The following is a 26108-nucleotide window of genomic DNA, read 5'->3' on the forward strand; positions in this document are numbered from 1 at the left end:
ATTGTTATATTCAAATTTTAAAAGTTGTTCTCTACTAAGAAGGTGTCAATCTCGAAAATAATCTTCTAAAGATTCTTTCATTTTCTCCAGACCTCTTTTTTTCAGTTTCGAAACATACCCTTCGTTAAGGCCCAATTCCTGTCCAATTACTTTGTTTTTCTTATTATTCATGAAAATATTCCACAAAATTGTTTTTGTTCTAGGATCACAGCAATTCAAAGCGTATCTTACTTCATTTGCTGCCTCTTTATTGAGAAAAATATGATCAGGTTGATTTTTATAATTCTCACCTGGTGGAATCTTTGAATGAACTATAAATTCTTCTTTACTCTGATCCATAGAAGCATTTTCGTAATAATGAAATTTTCGTACGCCTTTAACTTGTTTACGCCTAGGTGCTTTATAACAAGTCGTATAATTCATTTTTACCGTTTTCAAATTGTACAATGCTGCTCCAATAAAGCTTACGCTTATTTCACCTTTTTTTGCTGCTTCTATTGTAAGCTTGATCGATTCACTCACAATGTCATCAATATCCTCTGGACTCCAACTGTAGTCTTTTGATCTAGTAACAGAAGATTTCAACTTCGCTTTCAAAGATTCAAGTATCACATTCAACTCTGGGGTGAATATCTCGTTACTTAGAAAAGCCCTGTGCAGCTTCTCGTAATCTTCTGATGCTACAGGCTCTAAAGACGACATGAGATCTACCTCCATAATAATTGTATTCATTAATCATTTGTTTTCCTCCTTTTAGTCACAGATGATGGTTCTGAGTTTGCACAGGTTGTGTACATCCCTTATTACTATAGGGAGCCAATTTACTGAAAAGTAGACAAATTAACAAAAATAATTTCTTATAATCAATATAAATGTTGATTTGATATAAGTTAATCCTATCCTTTTAACATAAATGTTTGAGGGCTAGAACAAATATTTCAATGTTAGATGTTAGCTGTTAGATGTAAAATCACCCCAAGCTTCAAGGCGAGCTTAGTCTTGCATAACTCGTTGATACATGAATATTCTACATAGATTTGATAACGTTCAAACATTCAGGAGTAGACATCGGATATAACAATTGAAACTTAAATAAGAGATCTCAGATAAACTTTGATCTCTCCAAAAAAGTTGAATTGCCCTATAGTGTTCGTTTTCCCTCCTAATGTTCCTTTGAAACCAATAAAAATACAATGATTGGTTATAGGCGTTATACGATACTCTAGAAGTTTTAGTTTCACAGTTATCAAAGCTATTATTCATCAAACAACAGCTCTACTACACTATCAATCTCTGTAGACACTAAAAAGAACAACATTGATTCCATTAATTTATATCCTATCTCCTTATATTGTGCCCTGCTAAGGGGTTGCATCGCATAATATTGATTGAATATTTGTCTTGCCTTGGTTATGTATGGTTTATATCCAGAGTTCCATTTTAATAAATTCAAATGTTCTTCAGTGTCCCCAGAAACATCTGCAAATGCACATCTTGTTGCTAGCGCATAGTTTATAGCAACTATCCTATCGATCAAATCAGTTCTTTGCTGAGGAGTAGGTCCACCATTTTTACTAAAGTACTGAATTTCTATAGCTAAAGTATCAAAAAATGACATCCGTATCTTAACATCCTCAGTGGAATCATATGAATGATATTCCTCAGCTGTTAATCTGCACACACTGTATTCGTCCATAATGGTCCAACCAAATTTTGCAATACCGTTATTGGATTCGAGGATTGAACGATACTCTTTCAGACCAAATCTTCCGGTTAAATCAATAATAGACTGTGCATGAAATAATTCGTGTGCCAAAGTGTCAGTAAACTTCTTACAACTCTCTTGGGAAAAAGGATGTATGCAGCCACTGTGTTCATCCACCCCTAATAGATTAAGACTTAAACGTATTGATATTTTAAGCTTTTCGTTCTCTAGTGTTGCCAGACATTCACCGATATTTAAACCTGAAATGATTTCAATACGGCTTATATGATCTCCTATCCCAAATTTATCATAGACTAGTTGTGCTGCCTCGAAATATCTGTCTTCTTCTAAATGAACAACACCTTGAGCTCCATAATAAGTATTAGGAAGTCCTACGACTCTGTTGTTCTTCAAGTAAACGATTTTAGCTAAGATTGAATTAGATTGAATTTCAGTCGGTATATCAGCAACCTCATGTTTTGAAGAGAAAGTTTCAATATGAGCGGCTTCTTTTTCATGTTTCTTTGTAAGGAACTTCTTGAAAAATTTTAGCAACAATAGCACCTCTTAATTGGAGTATGAAGAAATAATGATCTATAAAAAAGACCGTTCAGTGTGTGAAGTAACACTAAACGATCTATGCAAAAACTAAGACACCTTTTTATTTCTCAAGTGCATTTTAGTTAGAGTATCCTTTGCTTCCTTGTACTTATCAAAAATGGTACGTTCTTTACCATTTGTAGTTAAAGTTTGTTTAATTAATTGTCCTTCCAAATTATACTGATACACATCAGTAACCTCTAAACTGTAAGCTAAGGTTGCCACAATTGTCAGTATAGTTATATCCCCTTGAATTGTAACTGTGTACTTACTATCTTTTTCAACAGCTTCTTGTATAAGTTCCGTAGCTGTAGGCCCGTCATAAGACAACAGTCTGGCAATGTGTTCAATCTCGTCACGCATAGCTTATCCCTCCATATTGGTGATCTTGTCACGAATAGCTTGTATAATGTCTCCAAGTAGTACTCGTGCCTGTTCAAAGTCATAAGATTCCCATTCATCGATCCCACGTTTAATCTTAATTTTAAGTGTTGAATTAATGTATTTAATCACATATGCGTCATTCGTACCTGAACTGCTAAGAAACACATTCGTTGTGCTTCTAGGCAATTCGTTACCTTTGGGGTTAGTCCCCGTTTCCACAAAGAGTTCCTCAACTCGATTTATAATATCTTCTTTGTGGATTTTATGCAATTCTTCACGAATAAGTTCTTCACGTAGTTTACTTCTTTTTTGTGTGATTTCACTATCTAATTTTCGTTTTTGAGAGAGTTTATAATCATTCACTTCATCTTCAGAATGACCGGCAGCTTTCATCAGGTCGGCCACTTTTTGGATCTTTGTTTCTTGAGCTTGAATACTCTCAAGAATTTGATCTTGATATATGCTAGAAATACCATCAGTAAGGAATTCTCTCGAATTGATAACTACTTCACCATGAGTGCTTACTTCTCCTATGCCCCTATCCTGCTTATTACCCTGTTCTCGGTAATATTCAAGCTCCAATACTTTCTTTCTCTCTGCTTTTGTCTTTTGTCCAGTATAGAAGGTCCAAAGTTCATCTAAGCCGAGTTCAGTATGATACACAACATGTGCGATGTTATCAATTGCATTGTCTCCATCTGCAAGTTTCCTAAGCGCTCTACCAATGAACTGTGCATAAGGTGGAAAGCTTCTGAAAGGTCTAAAGATAGCTGCAATGCTTATATTAGGGTGATCGAAACCTTCCCCTAACATATTTACGTTCACAACTACATCTAGAAGCCCCTTTTTAAAATCAATGATAACTTCCTCAGCATTATCTGGGTCATCGCTTGAAGCAACAGCAGCACTCAGGCCATATTCTTCGTACAGACTCTTGACGTCTTTTGCATGATTGATGTCACATGCGACTGCAAGAATCTGATGATGTGCTTTTCCTTGGCTTCGCTTTTCATTGAGCCTTCTAATACTCATCTCAACAATTGTTCTATTGCATGATGGGGAGTAAGCCACTGATCGTGTAACCCATTTCTCATCCATCGCTTCTAAAGCGGCCTCTTTATCGACAAGTTGACCGTCAACTAAGAATTCTAATTTTTCCGTAGTGTAATCTTCAGCCACAATGTTTTTAACTAAACCATCTTTAATAGCATCGGCAAGCTCGTATCTATAGATGACTTCTCCATCTATTTCTTTATAATCACCTCTAATTGGTGTGGCAGTTAATTTTACAATCTTTGATGCATTAAAATGCTCCAGTGTTTTTAACCACGAGTCAGCTGCAGCATGATGTGCCTCATCAATGATAATCATGTCAAAAAAATTTGATTGCAAGATATTCACAAGCGCTTTTTTGGAACTTGAACTATAGACCTTATGTATATTGGCAATAACAACGTCAGCGTTATCCAAGTATCCCAATATTCTCTTTCTGTCTGCTGGGGTCTGGTATCCTGCATATCTATACACATTAGGTAATTTTGCTTCATCCAGGATAACATTACGTCTTGTCCAAAAGTTGAATGGAGTCCTTGTGTCAAATTCGTCGGATACACCCTCACGAATAACCTTTCCTGGTGTGATGATTAAAACTTTACCATCACTAATCTCATACGGAGCCAAACCCATTGTTCCTGTTTTACCAGTTCCGGTAGGAAGTACAATAATTTTATGAGTTTCAGGATTAGAAATAAAACTCTCCTTTAACCTTCGATGAGCAACTCTTTGCGGATCACGCAACGAATTATTTCCTTCTATAAACGGGTTAACACTCTTAAAGTACGCTTCGGCAGTATTCATTTTTGAATTCCTCCAGTGGCTAATCTGCAAGTGAGTATTTTATGATTAATTATATCAGGTTTTCAAAAATATCCCTATTGCTTATACGAAATTCTCAATAAATACAATTATCTAGACCTTACGTTCATTCTGGAGCGCATAGCATTCCACGAAATTATATTATAAAATAAATAGCACCTACTATTGAGAGGATGAAAGACACATGGCTTTGAGTACAACACAAAACTCAATAAACCGTCTTCAGAAAGATTTGGCTGACTTACAAAAGAAAATAAGCGACGAAAAAAGTAAAGAAGCCGCGATCAATTCTAAATTAAACCGCGCACAACAAGCCTTATCTAAGGCTAAAACAAGTTCAACACTAAATAGCAAAATCTCCGAAATCAATCGATTAAATAATGATCTTACTAGCAGTAGCAAAAAACAAGCTGATTTACAAAAGAAAGTAGCTGGCAAAAATAAAGAATTACTGCGTCACCAGCAACAATTTTCTAAAGAGCAAGCTTCAGAATCTAAAAAACAGGTTCAAGCACAAGAAAAATTACAACGGGATCAACTTGAGTATCAGAAAAAAATTACAAGAGAATTGGAAGAACAAAAGAGACTTGTCCAACAAACAGCACAGGTACGATCAAACACCCAGGCAATAAATGATGAGGTTGAAGTGACAACAGTAGAATACGATGTTTTCATCTCACATGCTTCAGAAGATAAAGAAGATTTTGTTCGTCCACTTGCTGAAGAATTAATACGATTGGGAGTAAAGGTTTGGTATGATGAAATTTCAATTGGATGGGGTAACAGCCTGAGACAATCCATCGATAAGGGGTTAGCAAATTCGAAGTACGGAATCATTGTAATATCATCGACGTTTATAAACAAAAGATGGCCTGCTTATGAGGTAGATGGGTTGGTTGCAAGAGAAATGGAGGGGGGAACGGGGGTAATCCTCCCAATTTGGCACAAAGTCACAAAATCAGAAGTAATCAGATACAGCCCTTCCCTCGCCGATAAACTTGCATTAAATTCATCTGTTAATTCTATTGAAGAAATTGCGGATCAACTAAAACAACTATTATTATAATATTCCCTTTTTGTGAAGCAAATCTACAATTCGACAGTAATCAAGACTATTCCCAACATGAGATTCCACAACTCCACTTTTTTCAGCAGCTTCTATGGCTTGTTGTGCCCATATCGGCACAGTACGTACAGATAACAGAGATTGTAAAACATTGGTTTGATATTTTAATTCCATCACTTCTTTTTCTAGTTTTTTCAGACGTATATCAGTATTCATTTAAACACCTCCTAATAAATATGCCACCTCCACATAGATTCTCTGGAGGTGGCATATTACGATTATATCGACAAATCAATTTATTGAAGATTGATTATAGTGGATTTAAGGAGTTTTTTGGGACGTTTTTAGTAATTAAATAGACATAGTTGGTTGTTTACTTTTAAAGCGGATTAGTTTTTACGACTAAACCACTAATGTCTATGATAGAGTAGTCCTTTAAATATCCCCCCAAATATATCTTTTTTAGGTTGTATTTTCGGGGTGTTTTCAGAGAGACGTTTTTTAATTAACATCTTTTTATTTTTACGCTTGTTAAATGCTTTATCGATGTAATACTCAGGTTTGATCATAAAATCTGCATACTTCACAATGGAACAAAAAACTTGGTCGTCAGTAAAGTGAGCTATATCTCCATCATATTTATGATTTTTACGTATTAGCTCTGGTGTATACTTTTCATAAAACTTTGTTGGCTTGCGTAATATAACTCCACAACCACAAGATAAAGAGGAGCATATACTCTTTTGATAAATTAAATCGTAAATCTCGTCTCTTACTACAGCTATCAAGCCGTTATAATTATTTCCCCATAAGGAAGCTTGAATCTCAGAATTTACAAATGGTCGCTGAGCTGTTTCAGTTCCAACAATAACAAGGGTTACTGTTGAATCAGCCAGAAAGTCTTCCCGAATAGTACGCATAATGGTTTCTTCAGAATTATTAACGTTGATATCTCCATCAGACACAGATTTATCAATAAAAGAACCGCCGCTAAATTTCTTAATGATCCGGTCTTTGATGTCTTGATCATTCTGATGATGATAACTAATAAAGGTCTTGTGCATTCATAAGCTCCTATTCCATTTATCGGTATGGATTTCAAAGGTCTCTTTAACTTTATCTACAAAATAATTGTTGACTTCCTCAAATCCTTTACAGAGTTCTCTGTATCGATAATAGTTTTTTTGCACTTCGGAAATCGGTGTCATATGAAATACCAGTTCTCCACCATTAATAGGGATAATTTTGTCTGTTTCGGAGATTCGTTTGTACCATCTCCGGTAATTGTTTTGGTGTGAAGTAAGAAATTCATTTAATACGGACACTATTTCATTTGTTACTTTATATAATTCTTGTTGCTCGCCTTTGTTGCTCCATCCCCCTCTTTTCTTTTCGTTATCTAGTATTTTCATCTCTTCCCGGAAAAATTCATATGTCTTATAGTATGAAGTCAAAGTCTCGTCAAAGTTATCTCGTTCAAAATCAATCTTAAAAAGCGTTCTTTTCGTATCAAGAAAGGAACGCACTGAGCGCTTATAGAGCTTTGCAGGATTATCGAACAATAAATTAAACCCACCCAAACTTAATCTTTCGATTTTGAAAGCCCATCTATTAGTTAATAACAAAACAAGTAACACAAATACAAGAAGAAGGGGAAGCGCGCCGAAGAAAAATGTTGATATTATTTTCACATTAATAAAAAAACGATTTGTATTAACAAAACTGAGGTCAAATACGATAGATGCGATAAATATACCTATTACCATGAGAACTACAAACCAAAACAGGGGATGGATTTTCTTCAAAAACTAACAACCTCACTTCTTGAAGGGATAATATTATACGATTTATTTCTTTAGAAAAACAGTTACCCTGTTCTTAATCTAGTCTCTCTGTGTTGTCGTAATTTTTCTTTCCGAGATGATTCGGCAGTTTCTAGTCTTTCTTTTTCTTTAAACGCCTCGTTAACACAAGTGTAGGCACTAGTTAACCACCTATACTTAGCGAACAACAATGCAAAAACAACTAACATCGGAAATAGTATACTGAATAGCATCCAATTATGGGCTTCTTGAAGTTTATGTAATTCCTTGTTATACTCTTCAACTTCTTCATTAAGATGAGTAGCAATTAAATTTTCATGATTGTCTGGTTCCATATCAGAAGCTCTATTCTCAATTATTTCTGTCCTGGCTTGGTGAGTCCAATCTACTGATTTTAAGGATTGTTGCAAATAAAATGTTAGAGGGTTGAGTATGGTGGAAACTAAAAATGTCACTATAGCGAGCACAATACTAATCTGTTTAAAAAAGTCCAGTTGCGCTTCTATACCCGAACGAATACTTCCTAACTCTGATAATGTTTCTTTTTCAATCAGTTTTTGCTTAACCTGATGAACTGTTGATAGGCTTATTGCTCCATAACCAGAAATCCAACCAACAGCTTTATATCTAGTTCTCAAATGATGGCTAGACGAATTCTCTTTAAAAATCTTTGTCATTCAATCACTCCACTTAATAAGTTAACAACATAATATTGCATTACGTTAGTCCAGCAAAATAGTTCCTCCCTCCTTTCAATATTCTGATTGGCCCTTTAAATAATCAATAGTAGTCTCTAAAACATCAGCTAACTCTCTGAGCTTTAATTCATTTGGCATATATCGACCTAACTCCATATGACTAAAACGAATTTCGGACATATTAATTTTTCTACGAACATCTTTTTGAGTCATTCCTTTAGTTTTACGTAGTTCCTTTACTCTCCTTGCTAAAACGACCTTGGGATCTTTTGACTCGCCTTTGATTAGTGCAATTTCAGGTGCTTGGGTGACGTCTAAATGTGGTGACAATTCAATCAATACCAGTGGATCTAATTCTAAGGCTTTAGCAATTTTGAAAATTGTGTCATATGTTGATGGATGTTTTTCGCTGCCTTTCTCGGCCAAAGAGAATGTCGAAAGTGACATTTTAGCAAGGTAAGCTGCCTTAGTCATTGTTAAGCCTTTTTCAATTCGTGCAGATTCAATTAATTTTCCGGCACTGACTTTCTGATGTTCTCTCATAATCATCCCCCTCTTCATTCTCAGGAACAACACTAGTATTTGTTATGGTAGTGTCTCTTAATCCTTCATACCTCAAATATATACATAATATTCTCATTAGTAGCTTAAGTCAGGACCTACATATGCTTCAATACCTTTACTAAACAATAAGTGAATTTCACTAACATTACTTATCTACCCGTTACCACTAGATGAATTTCGACTAGGATTAATCATTAATTACCTCTGCTATATGTGATTTTTTGGCATTATATTTCTGGAGAGATTTTTACTAGTACTGTAATCATTCACGTATCTCGCGAGTCCCTCTAGGTCAGGGTACATTGAGAAGTAATCTATACCACTCTGATTCAAGTATCTAATGGCATCTTCCCTTACATTGGGTTGCAAATCAATAAAAGAAAGTTTCTTAGATTTGACTAGTTCGCCATTAAACTCTTCATCTAATGCAGATAATGTATTTCCTTGAAGTGTGAATGTTCCACGTTGTCGTGAAATCCTATTATTATTTCTCGGCGGATAGATTGCTACAGTACTGTCGTGGAATGTATATGGTTCCTGTATTGTTTTTTCATATGCTCCAATAGAATTTACTCCTATCGCATTAGGTGTTTCAATAGATAATAAATTTAATTCGGCGGGGTCAAGCAACCATATTCTTGCACTACTATCATTGTCATTCCATCCAGCACAGGCGAAAAAAAGCGCAACAGCGAATGATTCTGTCCAGTCAAGTAATCTTGTTTTAACACCGTGATGTTGCATAAGGAAAAGTAGTTCCCAATCTCTTAAATTATTATGTAGATGAGAACCTAAACTTCTGAAGATATCAAAATTAGTGGCCTCAATATACAAGTAGTTGAAAAGATCATCATGCTTCTCCCTAAAAAGTCCTGATTTTAGCGAGTATGATGAGTTGCTGTGACCTCTAAACCACACTCTACTCATAAATGTTTTATCTTCAAAATCACAGATAAACTCTAGTACTTCGTTCCATTCTTTTGAGTATCCCACTTAAATCCTCCTTTTTATCTATGAAGAGCGTGAAACGATATTGCAATGTATATTCTTCACGTCGAAGATCAAATCGGAAACCAACAACATTTTATTAACTTTATCAAATTTCTGTCTGACTGAGAGATATCTAGTTCCAAAAAAAATAAACGCAAGCACCTCATCCCAAATCCCTTTTTAACAGCATAAAAGAGGATACAGATGTATTTCTTAGTCTTCAGGTATCATCAGCATAAAATCGAGCCGAAATAGGACCCTGGATTTTTAATGGATCAAGGTTCCACATTAAACATTGACACTTGATATCAGAGAGATTTACTTATCTACGCAAAGAAAATCACCGAATTGACGACTACACCTTACGCTTTAAGTGTCTTGGTGTACTTTTGAGCAATGTAGAAGTTTAAAGATTTTGTTTGTTTTTTTTGCTATTCAAGAATAAAAAGACTTGAATAATAGCGGTAGTGAAGATAAATGAAATACCCATAGATCTAAATGAATTCACGTATTCTGGAGATAAGAAGTGACTTAGACCTATTAAAGTATAAGCTACATATAAATCAGTAATCACCAATTTAATTTTACTTTTTACAGGAATTTTATCCATTTTGTTGATTGCTAGTATTTTCATATCCAGTGACTTTACAGCATTAAACAGAAAATTCCAAAAACTAATCATAAGTGCTAAGTTTGGGACTTTATCAATTTGCATAAAGTTGCTAAAATGAATGATAATTATATCTAAGAGATTAGCAGCCCTTTCTAAATTGAATGGAAACCACCAGTTCCAGTTAATTAAATTAGATATAACAATTGATAAAAGTCCTAAAGAGACAAATATCGTGAGTATTAAAGTAATAAATTTAATGATCCTACCTATAAATGATTTATCGAAAGATCTTATGAAGTTAGCCAGTTTCTTGAGTGTTTCTTTTCCTTTTAATAAAATTTGTCCTAAATTCATTGATGAAATCTTTATTTGTTGCACTTTTTTTTGTCTCTTTCCTTTATTAGGATTTTTCTTCGAGTTTCTATTTCTTTTATTTTTTTTGACCATTTAATCTCCTACTACTTTTCTGTTTTATTTTTCAGTCTTATTATGGCTAACTTAATATGTTAGACAAATTACATGTATTGTATCTATGTAAATGGACGTTTGAAGCGCTGCACTTAAAGTAATAAACTAAGGTAACCTTATCTTACCACTATTAAAATCGTATAGAAACGTAGAGATCTTTTGTTTTTCGGCTCTCTTAATGATGTTAATCTGGATTTTAAAACAATCCTGCTTTATCAACATGTAACGTTGGTAATTCCATTTTGCAAGAGTCTGACATTGAGCCTTTTTGTTCCAGTAGGTGAGGCACTTCATACTGCAATCCTTTAAAATACTACATTAGGTTTGTATATGAATGTAAATTCACTTGAAAAATGGTTCGTTATCCCGCTGTTTCTGATCCTCATTTAATTTCCATTTCAAAAAATCTCTCATCTCTTTATTTGAATAATCTTCTAATCTTTTTGGTTCTGTTTTATTGGAAGCCGCACAAGCTGCAAGAAGAACAAAAAATAAAATAATGAGTCCAAAACATCCAAGGATGGGTTTAATATCTCTTTTTATCTGTTTTATATTTTCAGCTCTCTGTTCTTCTTGGGTCAATGTAATACCTTGGTTGTCGTCATTCACTTTGGACGATTGAGCTAATTGCGTAGATTGAACCGCTTTTTGAACTGCATTAATTTCTGTACCGCATTTATTACAAAACAAACTCCCCTCAGATAGATCTGAACCACAATTTGTACAAAATAACATCTTCACATCTCCTATACTATATTTCCCATTATAATATCATTATCCAATAACATAGGTATATAGAAACATAAAATATATATGTAGCGGTTCCAATGGACTATGAACTTTCTTGTATTAAAAGTTATCTATATTAATATTTCTAATAAAATCATAGTAATACCCCTATACACTTTTCATTTTCTGCAAGTGTTGTACTTCAAATTAGAGTCGTAATAAAAAGATAAGCCACTCATTTTTGAGTGGCTTAATTTTAGCGTAATGCACAGTTAATTTCTCTCATTGAAACGATATTACCCCTTATGATACGATACCCATCACTTTAGAATATCCTTCTTGGAAGCATTCTTAAGGATCTCCTTCACCGTAAAATATTGCGTCGCAATAAATATGATCATAAATGCAATTAAAACATAAAGTGTAGTTGATATATATTTCCTTAATGAGATTGGAATACTGCTGGCATTAGTATCGATCGCGAAGTAAGCAAAGGTGTCACCGTGATTATCTTTTAAAGGATATAATATTGTGGTCCACGTCCCAAAGATATCATCATAGAAGCTTGTAAATGTCACCTTTCCGGAATCAAGCATGCTACTAATTCCGTTGGCTACTTCTATCGGCTGCTCGTACATTGATCCTACAGACATGCCCAACTCGTTAAAAGATTTGGTCAGGTTAGTTGGCATAGCGACAATGGATGTATCTCTGCCATTCTTAAGCTCTACACCAAATATGTAGGCTTGGGCTATGTTGGAGTTGTTATAACCCACTTGATCTAAGAAAAGACGTAGTTTAGTTTGAATGGGATCATCAAAGCTTTCTTCTTTGCGAGCCCTCTCAACGTCTTCAGGATTTATTTCGGATGCCCACTCCTGGCTATTGATAACCAATTGACTGTGCAACTGATCTATAAGGGTATGTTTCTGAATTAAGTAACCCAGAAACATGATCAGGATACCAAACAGTAAAATATTAATTGTAGTCAAGATTAAAATTCTCGCCAACAGACTGTACTTAAAAAGTTTAATCAACGTTATGCCCCTCTTAATTCTTTTTTTGAATACAATGACGCGGTACATTCCATTGCCCATCTCAAATTTTTCAAAATGCTCTCTAATACAGTACCTGGACAATGTACTTTTGAATTTTCGTTACTGTAAATCTCTCGATAGGATTTAATTCTATCAAACAAATAATAATTGATATAGCACATCATTTATTTCGATAGTACACTCCCATCTATAAGTGAACTACCATCCACCTAAGTGGTGGCGGTTTCTTGGTCAATGAAGCCCACTGCTTCAAGTTCACCCAAGCTTTTAGGCTAGTTCCTAACCCATAGGATGCCATATCACATGGCTAGTTTTAGTAGTTTTGAGCAGCGTTAACATCTCTATCATGATGCACGTTACATGCTGGACAAGTCCACTCACGCAAGGCGAGATTCTTCACCTCACCATTCTTGTAACCGCAACATGAGCAAAGCTGACTGCTTGCATAGTGCTTAGGTGCTATTATAAGTTCTCTACCGTACCAATGCGCCTTATATTCAAGCATTGTACGGAACATGCTCCAAGACACTTCGCTGATGGCCTTGGCTAACTTGTGATTCTGCATCATGTTCTTTATTCGAAGATCTTCCATGACAATGACTTGGTTTTCGCTAATCATCTTGGTAGATACTTTGTGTAAGAAGTCCTGACGCTGATGGCTAATTTTTTCTTGCCCCTCAATATTTATGCTATCCACGTTCTATTACAGAAGAAGAAATGCTATTTATCGACCTTCTTCCACCAACAAAAAAATCGCCAAAAAAGCGATTTTAGTTTTTAGAGTTCTTCAGCTAATGTAAAAATGATGAGTATCAATTACAAATGAACTAAACTTATTAAGACAGCCTTGCTAATTAATTGGTTAGCTTATTCATTACTCCCTATCATTCTAAAATTTTCCATATGCAGTCTAATACCCAGATATCGCATCACTTAGAATTCCTTCTAACTCTTCCTGTATTTCATCGGGTGTCATTGTTTCAACCGGCTTGTACTCGCCATACTTATTGTAGTCTCCGCTATCATCATACACTGGCGTTTTCTCCATGTAAGTATCTGTACTTTGTGTGTTTCCACTATAGGTGCCGCTTTCTCGAGTTGAAGATTGCTTTTGTTCAGAGCGGTAAGATGCGTATGAGTCCTTTACCATCTCTCCGTTTTTGTACAGTTTTATGTAATCATCGAAGCTTATCATTGGATCACTGCGTCCTTCTTCATATGATTCGTGGGTATATTTGTAATATGAAACCAAGTCAGCGTTGTGACCGGTATAACCTCTAGGTATAGCATAAAGTGATTCAAGTGATTTATCATCTTCTCCGTCCTGTCCATATACATGGTACATGGCATACTTGTACATCATCTGAATATCCTTGCTTGGATTCGAAAGTTTTTCCACCAACTTTGCTACCTCAAGGTATTGGCCTGTTGCTAGATATCCATTAATGGTGGACCAAACCTGATCATCTTCAGGCATGAGTTGAGCTGAAGATTCTCCTTTACTAAACTTATAAGAGTAGTCAACCATTCTTCCCCATATCTCGTCTTCCTTCACATACTCTCCGGAAAGATTGATGCCTTGTTCACCTATAATCTCTTTCACATTTTGAGGTTGTACATTGGCTGTAGGTGTAGAGATTGAGACAATATACTTACCATCCGGAAGCCCCTTCCCGCCTGAAGTAAACAGCTCACTTTGAAACATACTGTTATAGACATAGGCCTTCGACTGAGCGCTGTATCCCCCTTCACTCTTCACGGATAACATCAGTTCCATATCTGCCGGCAGATTCGTATTACCACTAATCGCGAGTCGATCATCTCTATCGAATTCTGCATTCACAGATATCTCCACCTGGATGGGCTGCTGTTGCTCCGTTTTTATCTCTTCAAGCTCCACTTGTTCAGACTTATCGGATGAACATCCTGCAAGGATCATTAGTAGTGCACTTGATAACATAAACATTCTTAAATACTTCATATGTATTCTCCTTTGATATTGCTTCGGGTAATTAGGCTAATGTTGGTGTACCAGACATGATTGTGATTGGGTTTTAGCAAGAAAAAAACCTCACTAGTCAGACTGACTAGCAAGGCATAGGCTGGATTTTAAAAGCTTCCCAACCAGGTGTTCCAAGCTTCTTTATTTGAAGGCTTACCTGAATCATTTAATTTCATATAGTCCAGTAGTTGATCCAAGTTATTTGAATGGTTAACTCGATAATCCTGTATAAATTGCAACATTGCTTTGTAAACCATTAGATCTAGTGGTGAGTATGTTGGGGAATCCTTTGCTCCCCCATCTCCGTTACCATTTCCTCCACCGACCGGTACTTCAGGAGGTGCAACAGTCACAGCGTCTGCCGAAGTAAACGTACCCGTATCTCCAATATAGGTAGGATAACTAATCGCAATTTCTCCTGTAAGGCTACTCCCAACCCGACCGATGTTCGGTTTCTCAAGAGTCGTTATTTCCCCGCGGCTATCTACAATTCCTTTTAACGCGGGGATCGTCAAGCGTGTAGGGAAATTTTTTGCATATGATAAGGGTTTATATTGGATGCTTTGAGATAAATCTGCAAAAGTTGGTCTTACTGTTTGGAATGTTGGTTTGATTCCTAATTCTTTCACCACTGCATGGTAAGCAGCGAGAGCGTTAGGGAATTTTTCATTTGCTAAAGTCGGAGGTAACGTGAAGGGAACATTGAAACTCACCGACACACGACCCATCGTATCTACACTTACACTTTGAAGGATCATGTCTCGCCCAGTAGAAGTACCCATAAAGCCAAGATCTCCAACTATGTTATTTCCGTAGTTCACCATAGAAGCTAGAATAATAGACTTTACAGTTGCAACTTTGACTATTTTATTTGCTTTAATTAGTGCTCCCGCACCGAAATATTCATCGAATTTTTTCACAAGATAAATTTGTGCATCTGAGTCCCATTGAAGACTGTATTTTCTATTTGTCCCCCAAAGATCATCTAAACCCTTGATTGAGGAAGTAATCGCGGCTTTTGTAGCCGAGTCCGCATCTTGCCAAGCCTGTATTCCAAAATCATGCACTTGCTCCATAATAGCGGGTTCAATACCGGTTGCGTTCCCCGCTGCTGCAAGGAGTGCTGTTCCACCCCACTGCATGATAGCACCCGCTTCCAGTTCACCAGGAGCAAAGTCTGTACTTGCAGCCTCCGCTTTCACTTGTATCGCTACCACAAACAATAGAATGAACACGTTAAAAATAACAAAAGTCCTTTTAAATTGATTAAGCTTTTGATGATGCACTTGGTATTCCTCCTAGTATGTATGTCTCTTTCGATCATTGAAGTTCTATAACATTCTTATATTACCACCAACCTCTCCAGCAGGATAAATCTAACAACTTTCATATTATCTCAGATAAAACATTTAGAGTAAATACGATACAAGTCCAATGAATTACGCTTTCGTGACTCATTACTTTTTTTGTTTGGTTGTTAATTGATGATAATAATTACCTTTATTAATGAGAGGAACAAAGGCAACAAGTTCTCAGCTAGGGAGTGCTGGAACACTGTTGATTCCCCCTTTGTTTCTCAAAACTAATAATAAGGGAGCAATTATAATGGCATATACATTCTCGACTGTTACAGCATCAAACGGAGTAAAACTGTACGCAATTAAGACAAGTCCAAAAGAGGTATACATTAAATGGATCGGACCATCTTCTGTTCCAGCTCAATCCACTTATGGTGTTAACGGTGGTTTCTTCGAAGGATCACGTTTGCTTCAGATTGCCGTGAATAATGGTAACACTGTCGCACCTACAGGCCAAGGTACAGGCGGTTCAGAGAACGTAAGTCATGCACGAGGTACATTGGTCTGGGATGCTAAATACGAAGAACTCTCGGTACAAGTCGTTAAAACAACGAGTGAACTTGCACTCGGTAATCGAAATAGCTACTGGGCCCAAGGCGGGATCAGTTTGAAATTATCAAGTAGCGAGTCAGTATGGAGAACTCAAGCCAATAAAGAGAACATACAGAATCCAGATGGTGGTGCCTGTCGTACTGCAGCAGTATACAATAACACTAAGAATCTCTGGCTGGTGGTTACAGATACTAAAACAACTGCTGCCAAATTCCGGGCCGCTATTCTAGAGAAAATTGGATCGGGGACTCTGGTCGATGGTATCATGCTGGACGGAAGTGGATCTTCGCAATACAAAGTAGCAGAGGGCTCTTATAGTGGGTCTGATTCAACACCACGCCCGGTTTATCAAATGATGGCACTACGCTAAAACAAAGTTCAAAAGAAGCCGACGATTCCAATTCGGCTTCTTTTTTTATTTATCTGTAACATTTTCTGACTAGTATCGTTATTTACTTATATATACAATTTCAACATAACACAGAAATGAGGGATATAACATGAAAAAGAAAACATCAACTATCTTACTATCGGTGGCACTCGTAGTGGCACTTTCTGCTTGTGGAAACGCAACAGAGAATAGTTCGGAAGCTAATCAAACTTCCAAACAAGAGAACGGAGCAACTGAGGAACAAGCAGCAACTGAGAAACCAGCCGAAACAAAGGTTGAATTTGAAAAAGGTGTCTTCATAGACTTGGAAAAAGAAAATAATCCTTTGTTAAACGAACAAATTAAGGCAGTTTTAAAGAAGAATCTTGATGCTCAAGTTAACTTAGATGAAGAAGCCTTCCGCAGTACTTTTAAAGACTTAAAGACCGCAGATGCATACATGGGAACCTTTGGAGGGGAATATAAATTCACTAAGATTTATAATATTTCAGAAGATAAAACCAAAGATCAAATCTTAGTTAACGTAACCGGGGAAATGTTAAGAGATAATGCAATTGAAGATGCAGCTATAACCTATTATTTTGCGGCTGATGCAGAGGGAAAATGGAGCATTGTGGCCATAGACTGAACTTATAATTGATAAAAGCTTTTCTAGCGAAATCCAGCATTCAGCGTAGGTAATAGCCTGATCAGATGGGTTTTCGTTTAACGATGCACAAAGGATCATCTGCACTCAAAACAAGAAGTAGATGATCCTTTGCGATAAGAATTGAACATAATTAAACTCAGTAATTCCTTAAGAATCATGAATAGAAGGATACTAGAATGCCGGTTCTCTGAACAATTTACATCAAAATATAAATGTCCCCATGATAAGGCTTGTTAATTCCAATCACCTCAGTGGGGTATAATAACACTATCATCTGAGGAGGCTGATTTACAATGGATCATATCTCTCTATAAATAGCACCATCTTTATGAAGATCATTCCTTTTATAAAAATTTATCAATCTCTGCATCTCAACCTCTGATATTCCAGGGCTTCCAATCGTTCCATAGATATGATTTGCTTTGTCTTTATACAATACACTCTTCCTGAATTGCTCCCATGTTAAATGTGGTAATTTGTTGAACGATTGTAGATTATATTCTTCTATCTTCTTATTAAATACTGGGATCAGGTCCATGAGTAAAGACAACATAAAAGATCCATGATTTTTCCCTTCCTTATGTGAAGTTATAAATACAATATGCAACCCTCCATCCTTGATAGAGAAATTAATATTTGAACGAGGATCAATTACTTCACGATGTGAAAGATAGAGGTAACAGCCATCTTTGATATTAAAGTCATCACAATTAAAATAAGTACATGTGATTTCTCCATCTTTGTCTTCTTTGAAATTAAAGACAAGGTTATTTTTGTATTTAAATCGTTTCTTCAGATCTCCTATCAGTATGTGCTGTGATGAAACTTTTTCTAGTAATGCATCCATTTCCATTTGCTTATTAGATAATACGTATTTTTCATGTTCAACAACCTTATTGCAGCTTGATGGTTCTAATTCACATGTAGCACGAAGATTTGACCTCTCAGTCCTAAGGAATTCCTCGACTTCATAATCAATTTGGTAGTTTAACACATCATCAATAGTTTCAAAGTTAAGGCAATCCTGTTTGAGCTTTTTATAATACTGATCTGCCTCACTCATTTTAGAGTCTATCCATTTTTGATGCTCTTTTACTTTTCCCCATTGATCGATTCGACAAGAATCCAGTCTTTCATTAAGAAGACAATGTGTTCGTCTTATGTACTTTTTCAAAATGTATATCCCCCCTGATTGGATAAAAAGTACCTCAGATTCATGTTAACGCTTCAGCACGTGGCCAAACTTTATTACTTGCTCAATAGGCTATGACGATCTTGATTCCCTCCGTATACTTGATTCTTAGCAGCCGGCACGAGCATGGAACAGTTGGACTTGAACAAAAAAATACTGTTAATTATATCAAGACACATATGGAATGTGGATATACTTCTATTCTCGCATATTTCACAAATACCCATTTCCCCAAAATTACAGATCCCCATCTAGCGTTAGTTGCTCTTGTCTAACAACAATATCATTGAACTTTTCACGTAGGTCATCCACTGTTATTTTTGGTTTGGCAATATTCATGACTTTGTGGTTTTCCATTTCATATTTATTGATCCACCATGCTTCCATGCTGCTTAAATAATTCATGTTTCCCTCTTCATTTAAAGTCGGATCTCTTCGTACGGTGCTTAATACCGAAAAATTCAAATCGCAAATGTCTCCCTTCAGGCCTGATTTAATATGTTCTTGCCAGCGGAAAGCGGGTATGTACCTACTCTTACCGATATAATGCATGTCTTCTTTCCGATTGTATATTAAGTAGATGTAGCCATATACCGCGCCCTGATCACCTTCCTCTCGAGATTGAAACTCCCCTTCCTGATTTGATTTTATTCGGTAATATTTTTGTTGGCATTCGCCGCAGCAAAAATATGCTGTGATAGTGAGATCCAGGAAAACATCATCCCCAGATTGGTAACCGATTCTCGGACCAATATAGGCCCTAGGAAAAGCACTGGCCTTTCCCTGTATGTTTCCTAAACAGACAAAGCATGATGTATTGATCATGGCATAAAAACGATTATAGAAGAAGCGCTCACTTTCCATGATAATGGCATACATACCGCTCTTTCCTTTTTTCGGTTTAGCAAATCCTATGTGCTCACTAGTTGCCTTACAATACCGATCTTTTACTAGCTCTTTTACACTTTCTCGGTCAGCTGAATCCTTTGTATAGAATTCATCAAGCATCACACCTTTATCCGATTGATCTCTCTCAAATTTGTAATCAAACACACGTATCCAATAGTAATTGGGTTGCAGCAGCTCCTGATTCATCTTAACTCCTCCATTCTGAATTTTAGGTTGATACTCTACCCTTTGAAGGCTTATATCTTTATTCTATTTAGATTCTGAAAAAGTAAAGAAAGCTACCCTCAAATTCTGAGAGTAGCTGTGCAAAGATGACTAAATACGATATTGAAGTACAAGTATTGCCGCAATGACACAACTTCTAGGGGAACTCTGCAACAAAACACTTACACCCTCTAACGTAATCGTCCATAAATTGTTGGGGTTATTATAGTGGTATTGGTTTGTCGCTCCTAGAATATGAACCAAGTTATTTATATACCCACCGGCATCCTGGTAGAGTACCTCCTGTGTTACATAGGTTAAAGCATTATGGTCACTACAGGGGGTAAATTCAGATAACTTGCAAACATACTCTGCTTTTTGTGGATTGAACCAGATCTTTTCGGCAAGGGGGTTGTTGTATTGTCGATAATCATCCATTAGGTTGTACCCCAAGCACCGTGCAATAATTCCATTCAGTTGCTCGTCAGTCATAGCAGACAACTGTGAGAGTTTATGGTTCATTTGCAGACCTCCATCCGGATTAGGACAGCATGGATCGGGTAACTTAAAGATTTTTATATGACTTCACATTTATACACCCCATTTGTTTGCTTGCCCCCCCCCATTTTGGAAATATGGATTGGTAAATACGCCCCTCCTTTGTAGACCAATCCACCATGCCTTCTTTTTAGGGGCATCCGCATTACAAATTGAAGAATATTCCCCTTCACAGGTACGATATAATGGATTATAAAAATGACAATATGGGTGTCATTAAGACAGAAAAAAACACCCATATTATTAGGGTGTTCAGAGAGTTATAAATCATTTGTATTCATATACTTCAATTAGATCTAATCCTTCTCTACTTAAGAACTCATTCATAGTGTCACGGAATTGATCAACCTTCAGAATTAGAGCACTCCGGAGTGTATCAAAAATAGGTATGTCCTTTATATGGTTCACTGCCTTCGAGAACATCAACATTTTGATACAACCATCAAATTTATCTTCAGGGAACAGTACAACTGGAATTTTCGAGAGGCTAATTACATTTAGAAAATCTCCCATCAGATGTTTAGGGTTGGTTTGATTCTCAATTTCGATTCCAAAGAGATGCACCGGCCGAATATTATGTAAGGGTCTGTAATTCCCTAACTCTAATTCATGTAAATTGGCTTCGGACAGATTACACAATCTCTTCTTAATCTCCTGGATGAAATCACATTGTTCGAACGTATGGAACAGACTTCTATCGGTTGGTAATCTGTATGCCCCCAAACTTCGCTTCTTCTTCGTCTTGGTTAAAGCCGTAGGAGTAATAGCCAGATCTACCCTAGGTGAATAAATAACTTTATCCTCGTCCTCGTTCAATTCAGTCAAGTCTTTTTTAGTATAATGGGTAGCGGGCTCAGAAAGACACGATAGCCAATTAAATTGTAATTCACTACCCTCCATATCAATGGTCTCTCCGTTAGGGATACTCCGCAAGATATAATCATAATCTTCAGCTATTTGAGCGTACAAGTCTGGTCGAGATACTTGTAAGTCACTAATCTTTTTAGAGAAATACGCGCTTAGTTTTAATGCGACCTCTCTCTGAAAAGCAGTTGTGGGTGAACTCACTACTCTATCCCCTCTTACTATATAAATGATCTGAACAAATCTACTAGAAATTAAGCTCTGCTTTAAAAAGTGCTTTTATCTTTTGTTCCACTTCAGACTCATGTGGTTCTTGAAGATTAAGCTCAATTGTGATTTTAGGTTTATAGGTCCTTACTTCAGTCGAAACAGGTTCCAGATCCAGGTCGAACGTCATATTAAACAATGCGTAATTTGTATACTCTTCACCTTGCTTCATTTGGTGTACACCTGTATAGATGACTCCTTCGTACCCAATGTCACTGCAACAAGCTCCAATATAGTTAGGTAATAGATAAGCAGACTTTAACTGATTGCTCTCTTCATTGAGCTCACTAAAAAAAACCTGGAAAGCAGGATCGAAAGAACCCAAATCGAAAAGCTTTAGTTTCTTTTTGAGAATTAAATGTGGCAATGTCTATCAACTGGTCATGTTCCGGATTAATTTCATACGGGGCTGCTTCTTGATTGGTAACATAAAGGACCGACACTCCAATAAAGTTATAACGTCCATGCGAAGTTTTTCCTTGGGGGCTGTCCACATCTGTTGTATGGTGTAAGGCGTTCCAGAATCAATGGCTCTTATTCTTCCACGGAATAACTCAACAGTGTAGCATACCCCTGAGCCTCGTAATGCTTTTTAAGAACATCGTAAATGGCCACCCCAGTTCCGTTTCGATATGCCAGCATTGGTTGGGTTCTGAGCGTTTCTTTCGTCCCCTTTGTTTTTATACTTGAGACAACTCAACTTTCAAATGATTCAAATTTCGATTATCAATTCGTATCTTTTCTCCATTGTGAAGAATCAATTGTGGTACAATTTCATCCAATTCATGTACTTGCTTCAAATTGACATAAACACCGCGCTCCGCTTTACTTACATTCAAGTGATGCATTAAAAATGCAGCGCTCCTCGGATAACGAAAACTCGTACCATTCGCATCTTTAAGTTTCAATTTGCCATCATTTTCCGCTTTTATATACAAGATATCCAAGCTAGTTACCTGAACCGCTTCATCGTTCGACTCATTATAAACTTTAAACATCATTAAACCCCCAGAATAATATGTTGTATTTGATAATTTTACTATGGAAATAGTCAAACATCTATATTAAACCAAACTTATACATGGACATGGGCAATGAGAATATGTAATCACTCTGCATTTGGATGAGGCCAGTATAACCTCGTCGATTGAGAATCTGATGTAACTACTAGGGGGAGAAGCTAAATAGCGTCTATTCAAGGGAAGTTATTGATTGTATCCCCCTATTATGAGTTCTTGGAGGATTAGGGACTTTGTTTAGCAGTAAAAACAAGAAAAGAACCAGCTCATATTAAGCGGAGCTGGTTCTTTTCTGATACATGAAATACCGTACATGGTCTTAGGAACCTTCAAGTACCTTATCCTCAATAACAGGAGCTGGTATCTCTTTGATTTCAATTGATTCTTCTGGTCCAAAGCTCTGAATCTTCACTGGCATAGAATCTAAAGATTTGTACTCTTCGGTTTTTGTTGAACTAGCAACAATTTTCCCGTTTTTATCCTTCTCGTAAATGACACGTTGTGTTGGTAACCCGGTATTCAAATCAATCGTAACAATTTCCTTGTGGTAATCGTCTTCTGCAACAGCCTTCTGTTCATTGCTTCCTGCAGTAGACAGCGACTTTGTTTCAGTGGTTTCTAGGACCGTCCAATCCTGGCTTTTCAATTCTTCTTTTGCATTCTCCAACAAAGAGATCTGAAGCAACTTTTCATTTTCAGTAGCTAGGTTTTCTGGCATAGTCCAGGTATTTCCAATCAACTTACCTGTCTCAAAATCCCGTCCATACGAAGTGATTTTTTTTCCGCCATCTTCGATAATCAATTTATTATGAAGTTGGTTATCACGATACTCCTCAGTGATTTCAATCAAGTTCACTCGATCCCGGTAACGTACTGTGTAAGATCCGTCTTCTAACGTTTGTTTAATATATTCCACTTTACCTTGAGTTGCCTTATTTGCTGCGCTTACAACATCACTTTGAGCGCTAACTACGGTCGGTTGGTTAAAATACATGTAACCACTCATGGTTACAGCAACCAGTGGTATGGTAAGTAGAGAAATGATTGTTTTTTTCTTCACAGGTTGAGTCCTCCTTTTTGTTATACATTTATATCCTAGACGTATTATTCCGCTTTTAAGTTCCATCCATTGACATATCCATTATCAAAATATCCTGATGGGTTAGAACCTGCTTGAAAGTCTTGTACTCTCCAAGCATTGGGATTACATGTAGATGCCTTCAGTTCCGGATCAAAGGATTGTAAATAATAATTCTCGCTTATTCCTTTCACGAGATTGCTCATATTACTACAGTCATTCGAGTACATTGGAGTCGGTCTGCTCGTTTTCGCAACATAAGCGTTTTGATAATTGAATACTACAGGTCCTGTAGTATTATACCAAGCAGCCCATCCTAATGCGGCGTTGGCGTAATATCCAATACTGGCATCTGGATAATAATTTCGAATCCATTCAAAACCATTTGATGTTGTGGAACCGCAAGCCCCAGATGGACAATATTCCACAATATCTGTTCCGTTACTCACCTGAGCAATGATCGGGTAAGTTGTACCAGCACCACTCCGAATGTTCAACCCAGAAGCTTTAACGTCCCAAACTGTGGTCTTTTTGTCCCACGTGCTCAGGGCATCAACTTTACCTGTTGGCAAATAAAATGATACGACTGCAAAAACAAATAAGACGAGAAACTTACTGCATACATTAATCCATTTTACCACAAATATTTACCTCCCCCAATTTTTGTTCAAAAGTATATTACCATATCCATCCTTTAAATTTGTTACATTTTGTAATTAAATATAAAATAATATATTTTTATGTATGATATATCCATTATTTGATTTGGTTTTTGAAGCCTTATCTACTTCATAAAAGCTAATAACCATAATCAAAATTCATTCTATCTCAGAGTACGGTCCTTTTTTTAAACAGAAAAAAAGCCGCATAACTAGCGACTTATAATGCATTTTACAATTATATTAAATCCCCTACATATGAACTTCCCTGGTAGGGTCTCAACTTGTGGGGGATGCCGTCTTGGTTAGCAGACAGCCCATGACATATATGGTCATGTATCTTGTGATAATTTGGTAATCTGCTCAGGACGTTTAGAACATTTAGAAATAATCTTCCGGTCTCTTCTTTTCTTGGAGCTCAAGAGTAATTTTTAATATGGGTTTGAATGTACTGACTGTTTGTAGCGCTGAAGATAAATCCAATTCATAATCCATATCGAATAAAGCGTAGTTGGTATACGGTTCTAAACCATCGACATCATGTACACCTGAATACACTACCCCATCGTATCCAATATGGCTACAGCATGCCCCGATGTAATTAGGCAATAGGTACGCAGACTTCACTTTTGTTTGTTCAGTCTCTATATTAGATTCACTGAAGAACCCTTGAAACTCTGGATCAAATTCACCCAAATCAAATAAACGAAGTTCTCTCCTCATAATCGTAAAAGTCGCAATATCAATTAGCTGGTCATGTGTTGGATTAATTTCATAAGGAATAGCGTTCTTTGAATCCGCAAGATACAGAACAGGTACACCAATGAAATTATATCGCCCGTGTGACGATTTGCCGGCAGGAGCTGTCCATAAATCACGAATACTAAAAGGCTTGTTTGAATCCGTTGCCCTAGTCCTCCCCCGGTACAGATCCATTTGACCTGCAGTTATGATTCGGATATTTCCATGCTTATAATGTTCTTGCAAAACATTATAGATGGCTATTCCTGTTTTATGTTGATACGCAAGCATCGGATTTGTTCTGAGAACTTCTCGAAAATCCTCTAGTTCCTGAACACTGATCTTTTCCCCATATTGTTCAGCAAATTCAGAGAACTCTTTCGCGTCAAATCCATAGAAGGTGTCTACTTCTTGTTTCGTATAGACGTCGATATCCTTAGAGAATGTTCCTCCAAACTGATCTTTTCTATCTGCATGGTTTTTTCCAAAGCCACACGGACACTGTATAAGTGAGAGAAATAGGGAAACAATCGAAGCAGGTACACCATGCTTCTCGGATAGGTACTCTCCTGCTTTATAATAAGAGCCTCCAGAATACAGTGGTGTTGTATCGTCCGGATCATCATTAAGTTTAACAGCCAATGCACTCATTTCATTACCATAACAATGCTCGCATCCACCAATATCTTCAGAAAATTTATCTGCGATAGGAATAAGGAAATGCTCTTTTACACTAAGCATGTGATATTCCTCATTCTCAGTCATTTGTTGATTACAGATCTCGCAGCATACTTTGCTTTCAGCTGATGCAACGTGGTTCTGTACAAATCTCTCATACATTGTTATCGATTTCCATACCGTTTTGAAGAAAATAAAAATATCCTTGGCACATGATGAACATACAGTACGATCGTCTAAATTGTTTAATTGGTATATCATTTCAAGCTTCCCCATTTCCGGCGTTAATAACGTTCTTCTAATATCTTACTATGTTGCTCCTTGCTAAACCAAAAACGTTATACCTACCTATCAACTCATAATAAACATTGGATTTAATAGAGATGATAGGGTTAGGGATTTTCCTGGGATATG

Annotated in this window: 27 protein-coding genes and 1 pseudogene; 3 read left to right on the forward strand and 25 right to left on the reverse strand. The window is 36.6% G+C overall.

The window, feature by feature from the left end:
• Positions 1 to 45 precede the first annotated feature (45 nt).
• The 4 genes from BLV50_RS27075 to BLV50_RS27090 form a co-directional block, all read right to left on the reverse strand.
• The gene (locus BLV50_RS27075; protein ID WP_090810887.1) at positions 46 to 732 is read right to left on the reverse strand and encodes a sigma-70 family RNA polymerase sigma factor; all 687 of its coding nucleotides are present in this window, start codon (positions 730 to 732) and stop codon (positions 46 to 48) included.
• A gap of 523 nt (positions 733 to 1255) precedes the next feature.
• A complete protein-coding gene (locus BLV50_RS27080; RefSeq protein ID WP_090810889.1) occupies positions 1256 to 2260 on the reverse strand; it encodes a hypothetical protein in 1005 nt (334 codons plus the stop codon).
• A 93-nt stretch (positions 2261 to 2353) separates the two neighbouring features.
• On the reverse strand, positions 2354 to 2668 hold the full coding sequence (locus BLV50_RS27085) for a hypothetical protein (RefSeq protein ID WP_090810891.1): 315 nt from the start codon (positions 2666 to 2668) through the stop codon (positions 2354 to 2356).
• A 3-nt stretch (positions 2669 to 2671) separates the two neighbouring features.
• Positions 2672 to 4546 (reverse strand): DEAD/DEAH box helicase, encoded by a 1875-nt coding sequence (locus BLV50_RS27090; RefSeq protein WP_090810893.1) that lies wholly within the window; start codon positions 4544 to 4546, stop codon positions 2672 to 2674.
• A gap of 202 nt (positions 4547 to 4748) precedes the next feature.
• On the opposite strand from BLV50_RS27090, the gene BLV50_RS27095 reads away from it, so the two are divergent.
• Entirely contained in the window at positions 4749 to 5630 is an 882-nt protein-coding gene (locus BLV50_RS27095; RefSeq protein WP_090810895.1) for a toll/interleukin-1 receptor domain-containing protein, read from the forward strand.
• Here BLV50_RS27095 and BLV50_RS27100 read toward each other — a convergent pair.
• The 12 genes and pseudogenes from BLV50_RS27100 to BLV50_RS27160 form a co-directional block, all read right to left on the reverse strand.
• Complete coding sequence (locus tag BLV50_RS27100; RefSeq protein ID WP_090810897.1) at positions 5625 to 5846, reverse strand: hypothetical protein; 222 nt, start codon at positions 5844 to 5846, stop codon at positions 5625 to 5627. The two genes, BLV50_RS27095 and BLV50_RS27100, sit on opposite strands and share 6 nt — an antisense overlap.
• Positions 5847 to 6040: 194 nt before the next feature.
• Positions 6041 to 6694 (reverse strand): TIR domain-containing protein, encoded by a 654-nt coding sequence (locus tag BLV50_RS27105; protein WP_090810899.1) that lies wholly within the window; start codon positions 6692 to 6694, stop codon positions 6041 to 6043.
• Positions 6695 to 7435, reverse strand: a complete 741-nt coding sequence (locus BLV50_RS27110) for a hypothetical protein (RefSeq protein ID WP_090810902.1) — start codon at positions 7433 to 7435, stop codon at positions 6695 to 6697.
• Between the two features lie 62 nt (positions 7436 to 7497).
• On the reverse strand, positions 7498 to 8130 hold the full coding sequence (locus BLV50_RS27115) for a hypothetical protein (protein ID WP_090810904.1): 633 nt from the start codon (positions 8128 to 8130) through the stop codon (positions 7498 to 7500).
• A 75-nt stretch (positions 8131 to 8205) separates the two neighbouring features.
• Positions 8206 to 8694: a helix-turn-helix domain-containing protein gene (locus tag BLV50_RS27120; protein ID WP_177031271.1), complete on the reverse strand. Its 489-nt coding sequence runs from the start codon at positions 8692 to 8694 to the stop codon at positions 8206 to 8208.
• Positions 8695 to 8922: 228 nt separating this feature from the next.
• Positions 8923 to 9708 (reverse strand): FRG domain-containing protein, encoded by a 786-nt coding sequence (locus BLV50_RS27125; RefSeq protein ID WP_143038155.1) that lies wholly within the window; start codon positions 9706 to 9708, stop codon positions 8923 to 8925.
• A gap of 403 nt (positions 9709 to 10111) precedes the next feature.
• A complete protein-coding gene (locus BLV50_RS27130) occupies positions 10112 to 10765 on the reverse strand; it encodes a hypothetical protein (protein ID WP_090810908.1) in 654 nt (217 codons plus the stop codon).
• A 363-nt stretch (positions 10766 to 11128) separates the two neighbouring features.
• On the reverse strand, positions 11129 to 11521 hold the full coding sequence (locus BLV50_RS27140; RefSeq protein ID WP_090810912.1) for a zinc-ribbon domain-containing protein: 393 nt from the start codon (positions 11519 to 11521) through the stop codon (positions 11129 to 11131).
• Between the two features lie 314 nt (positions 11522 to 11835).
• A complete protein-coding gene (locus tag BLV50_RS27145) occupies positions 11836 to 12552 on the reverse strand; it encodes a hypothetical protein (protein WP_143038156.1) in 717 nt (238 codons plus the stop codon).
• A 334-nt stretch (positions 12553 to 12886) separates the two neighbouring features.
• Positions 12887 to 13243 (reverse strand): annotated as a pseudogene (locus tag BLV50_RS27150) (RNA-guided endonuclease TnpB family protein); the annotation flags it as partial.
• Positions 13244 to 13483: 240 nt separating this feature from the next.
• Positions 13484 to 14554 carry a hypothetical protein gene (locus BLV50_RS27155; RefSeq protein ID WP_090810916.1) on the reverse strand — a complete coding sequence of 357 codons (1071 nt, stop codon included), beginning with the start codon at positions 14552 to 14554 and terminating at the stop codon, positions 13484 to 13486.
• A 128-nt stretch (positions 14555 to 14682) separates the two neighbouring features.
• Positions 14683 to 15861: a hypothetical protein gene (locus tag BLV50_RS27160; RefSeq protein ID WP_090810918.1), complete on the reverse strand. Its 1179-nt coding sequence runs from the start codon at positions 15859 to 15861 to the stop codon at positions 14683 to 14685.
• A 319-nt stretch (positions 15862 to 16180) separates the two neighbouring features.
• On the opposite strand from BLV50_RS27160, the gene BLV50_RS27165 reads away from it, so the two are divergent.
• Positions 16181 to 16855 carry a phosphodiester glycosidase family protein gene (locus BLV50_RS27165; RefSeq protein WP_079696915.1) on the forward strand — a complete coding sequence of 225 codons (675 nt, stop codon included), beginning with the start codon at positions 16181 to 16183 and terminating at the stop codon, positions 16853 to 16855.
• 130 nt (positions 16856 to 16985) lie between these two features.
• Positions 16986 to 17504: a hypothetical protein gene (locus BLV50_RS27170; protein WP_090810920.1), complete on the forward strand. Its 519-nt coding sequence runs from the start codon at positions 16986 to 16988 to the stop codon at positions 17502 to 17504.
• Between the two features lie 319 nt (positions 17505 to 17823).
• Here the strand turns inward: BLV50_RS27170 and BLV50_RS27175 are convergent, their stop codons facing one another.
• The 9 genes from BLV50_RS27175 to BLV50_RS27215 form a co-directional block, all read right to left on the reverse strand.
• The gene (locus BLV50_RS27175; protein WP_090810922.1) at positions 17824 to 18699 is read right to left on the reverse strand and encodes a hypothetical protein; all 876 of its coding nucleotides are present in this window, start codon (positions 18697 to 18699) and stop codon (positions 17824 to 17826) included.
• A 255-nt stretch (positions 18700 to 18954) separates the two neighbouring features.
• Positions 18955 to 19812: a GIY-YIG nuclease family protein gene (locus BLV50_RS27180; protein ID WP_090810924.1), complete on the reverse strand. Its 858-nt coding sequence runs from the start codon at positions 19810 to 19812 to the stop codon at positions 18955 to 18957.
• Between the two features lie 129 nt (positions 19813 to 19941).
• Positions 19942 to 20352, reverse strand: coding sequence for a hypothetical protein (locus BLV50_RS27185; RefSeq protein ID WP_090810926.1), 411 nt, complete (start codon positions 20350 to 20352; stop codon positions 19942 to 19944).
• Between the two features lie 303 nt (positions 20353 to 20655).
• The gene (locus BLV50_RS27190; RefSeq protein WP_090810928.1) at positions 20656 to 21456 is read right to left on the reverse strand and encodes a hypothetical protein; all 801 of its coding nucleotides are present in this window, start codon (positions 21454 to 21456) and stop codon (positions 20656 to 20658) included.
• A gap of 43 nt (positions 21457 to 21499) precedes the next feature.
• Positions 21500 to 21886, reverse strand: a complete 387-nt coding sequence (locus BLV50_RS33210; RefSeq protein WP_090810930.1) for a hypothetical protein — start codon at positions 21884 to 21886, stop codon at positions 21500 to 21502.
• A gap of 313 nt (positions 21887 to 22199) precedes the next feature.
• Positions 22200 to 22517, reverse strand: coding sequence for a hypothetical protein (locus BLV50_RS27200; RefSeq protein WP_090810932.1), 318 nt, complete (start codon positions 22515 to 22517; stop codon positions 22200 to 22202).
• 340 nt (positions 22518 to 22857) lie between these two features.
• Positions 22858 to 23598: a hypothetical protein gene (locus BLV50_RS27205; RefSeq protein ID WP_090810934.1), complete on the reverse strand. Its 741-nt coding sequence runs from the start codon at positions 23596 to 23598 to the stop codon at positions 22858 to 22860.
• A gap of 44 nt (positions 23599 to 23642) precedes the next feature.
• Positions 23643 to 24257, reverse strand: a complete 615-nt coding sequence (locus BLV50_RS27210; protein WP_090810936.1) for an SH3 domain-containing protein — start codon at positions 24255 to 24257, stop codon at positions 23643 to 23645.
• Positions 24258 to 24656: 399 nt separating this feature from the next.
• Positions 24657 to 25955: an RES family NAD+ phosphorylase gene (locus tag BLV50_RS27215; protein WP_218135435.1), complete on the reverse strand. Its 1299-nt coding sequence runs from the start codon at positions 25953 to 25955 to the stop codon at positions 24657 to 24659.
• Between the last annotated feature and the right edge of the window lie 153 nt (positions 25956 to 26108).

Source organism: Paenibacillus sp. 276b, from assembly GCF_900107875.1.
Lineage (GTDB): Bacteria > Bacillota > Bacilli > Paenibacillales > Paenibacillaceae > Paenibacillus > Paenibacillus marchantiae.

Excerpts from the sequence above, each read along its gene's own strand:
- BLV50_RS27105 (WP_090810899.1), bottom strand. The coding sequence starts at position 6,694 with ATGCACAAGACCTTTATTAGTTATCATCATCAGAATGATCAAGACATC.
- BLV50_RS27085 (WP_090810891.1), bottom strand. The coding sequence starts at position 2,668 with ATGCGTGACGAGATTGAACACATTGCCAGACTGTTGTCTTATGACGGG.
- BLV50_RS27165 (WP_079696915.1), top strand. The coding sequence starts at position 16,181 with ATGGCATATACATTCTCGACTGTTACAGCATCAAACGGAGTAAAACTG.
- BLV50_RS27100 (WP_090810897.1), bottom strand. The coding sequence starts at position 5,846 with ATGAATACTGATATACGTCTGAAAAAACTAGAAAAAGAAGTGATGGAA.
- BLV50_RS27130 (WP_090810908.1), bottom strand. The coding sequence starts at position 10,765 with ATGGTCAAAAAAAATAAAAGAAATAGAAACTCGAAGAAAAATCCTAAT.
- BLV50_RS27075 (WP_090810887.1), bottom strand. The coding sequence starts at position 732 with ATGAATACAATTATTATGGAGGTAGATCTCATGTCGTCTTTAGAGCCT.
- BLV50_RS27185 (WP_090810926.1), bottom strand. The coding sequence starts at position 20,352 with ATGAACCATAAACTCTCACAGTTGTCTGCTATGACTGACGAGCAACTG.
- BLV50_RS27120 (WP_177031271.1), bottom strand. The coding sequence starts at position 8,694 with ATGAGAGAACATCAGAAAGTCAGTGCCGGAAAATTAATTGAATCTGCA.
- BLV50_RS27180 (WP_090810924.1), bottom strand. The coding sequence starts at position 19,812 with ATGAATCAGGAGCTGCTGCAACCCAATTACTATTGGATACGTGTGTTT.
- BLV50_RS27140 (WP_090810912.1), bottom strand. The coding sequence starts at position 11,521 with ATGTTATTTTGTACAAATTGTGGTTCAGATCTATCTGAGGGGAGTTTG.
- BLV50_RS27090 (WP_090810893.1), bottom strand. The coding sequence starts at position 4,546 with ATGAATACTGCCGAAGCGTACTTTAAGAGTGTTAACCCGTTTATAGAA.
- BLV50_RS27115 (WP_090810904.1), bottom strand. The coding sequence starts at position 8,130 with ATGACAAAGATTTTTAAAGAGAATTCGTCTAGCCATCATTTGAGAACT.
- BLV50_RS27170 (WP_090810920.1), top strand. The coding sequence starts at position 16,986 with ATGAAAAAGAAAACATCAACTATCTTACTATCGGTGGCACTCGTAGTG.
- BLV50_RS27095 (WP_090810895.1), top strand. The coding sequence starts at position 4,749 with ATGGCTTTGAGTACAACACAAAACTCAATAAACCGTCTTCAGAAAGAT.
- BLV50_RS27200 (WP_090810932.1), bottom strand. The coding sequence starts at position 22,517 with ATGTTTAAAGTTTATAATGAGTCGAACGATGAAGCGGTTCAGGTAACT.
- BLV50_RS27155 (WP_090810916.1), bottom strand. The coding sequence starts at position 14,554 with ATGAAGTATTTAAGAATGTTTATGTTATCAAGTGCACTACTAATGATC.
- BLV50_RS27215 (WP_218135435.1), bottom strand. The coding sequence starts at position 25,955 with ATGATATACCAATTAAACAATTTAGACGATCGTACTGTATGTTCATCA.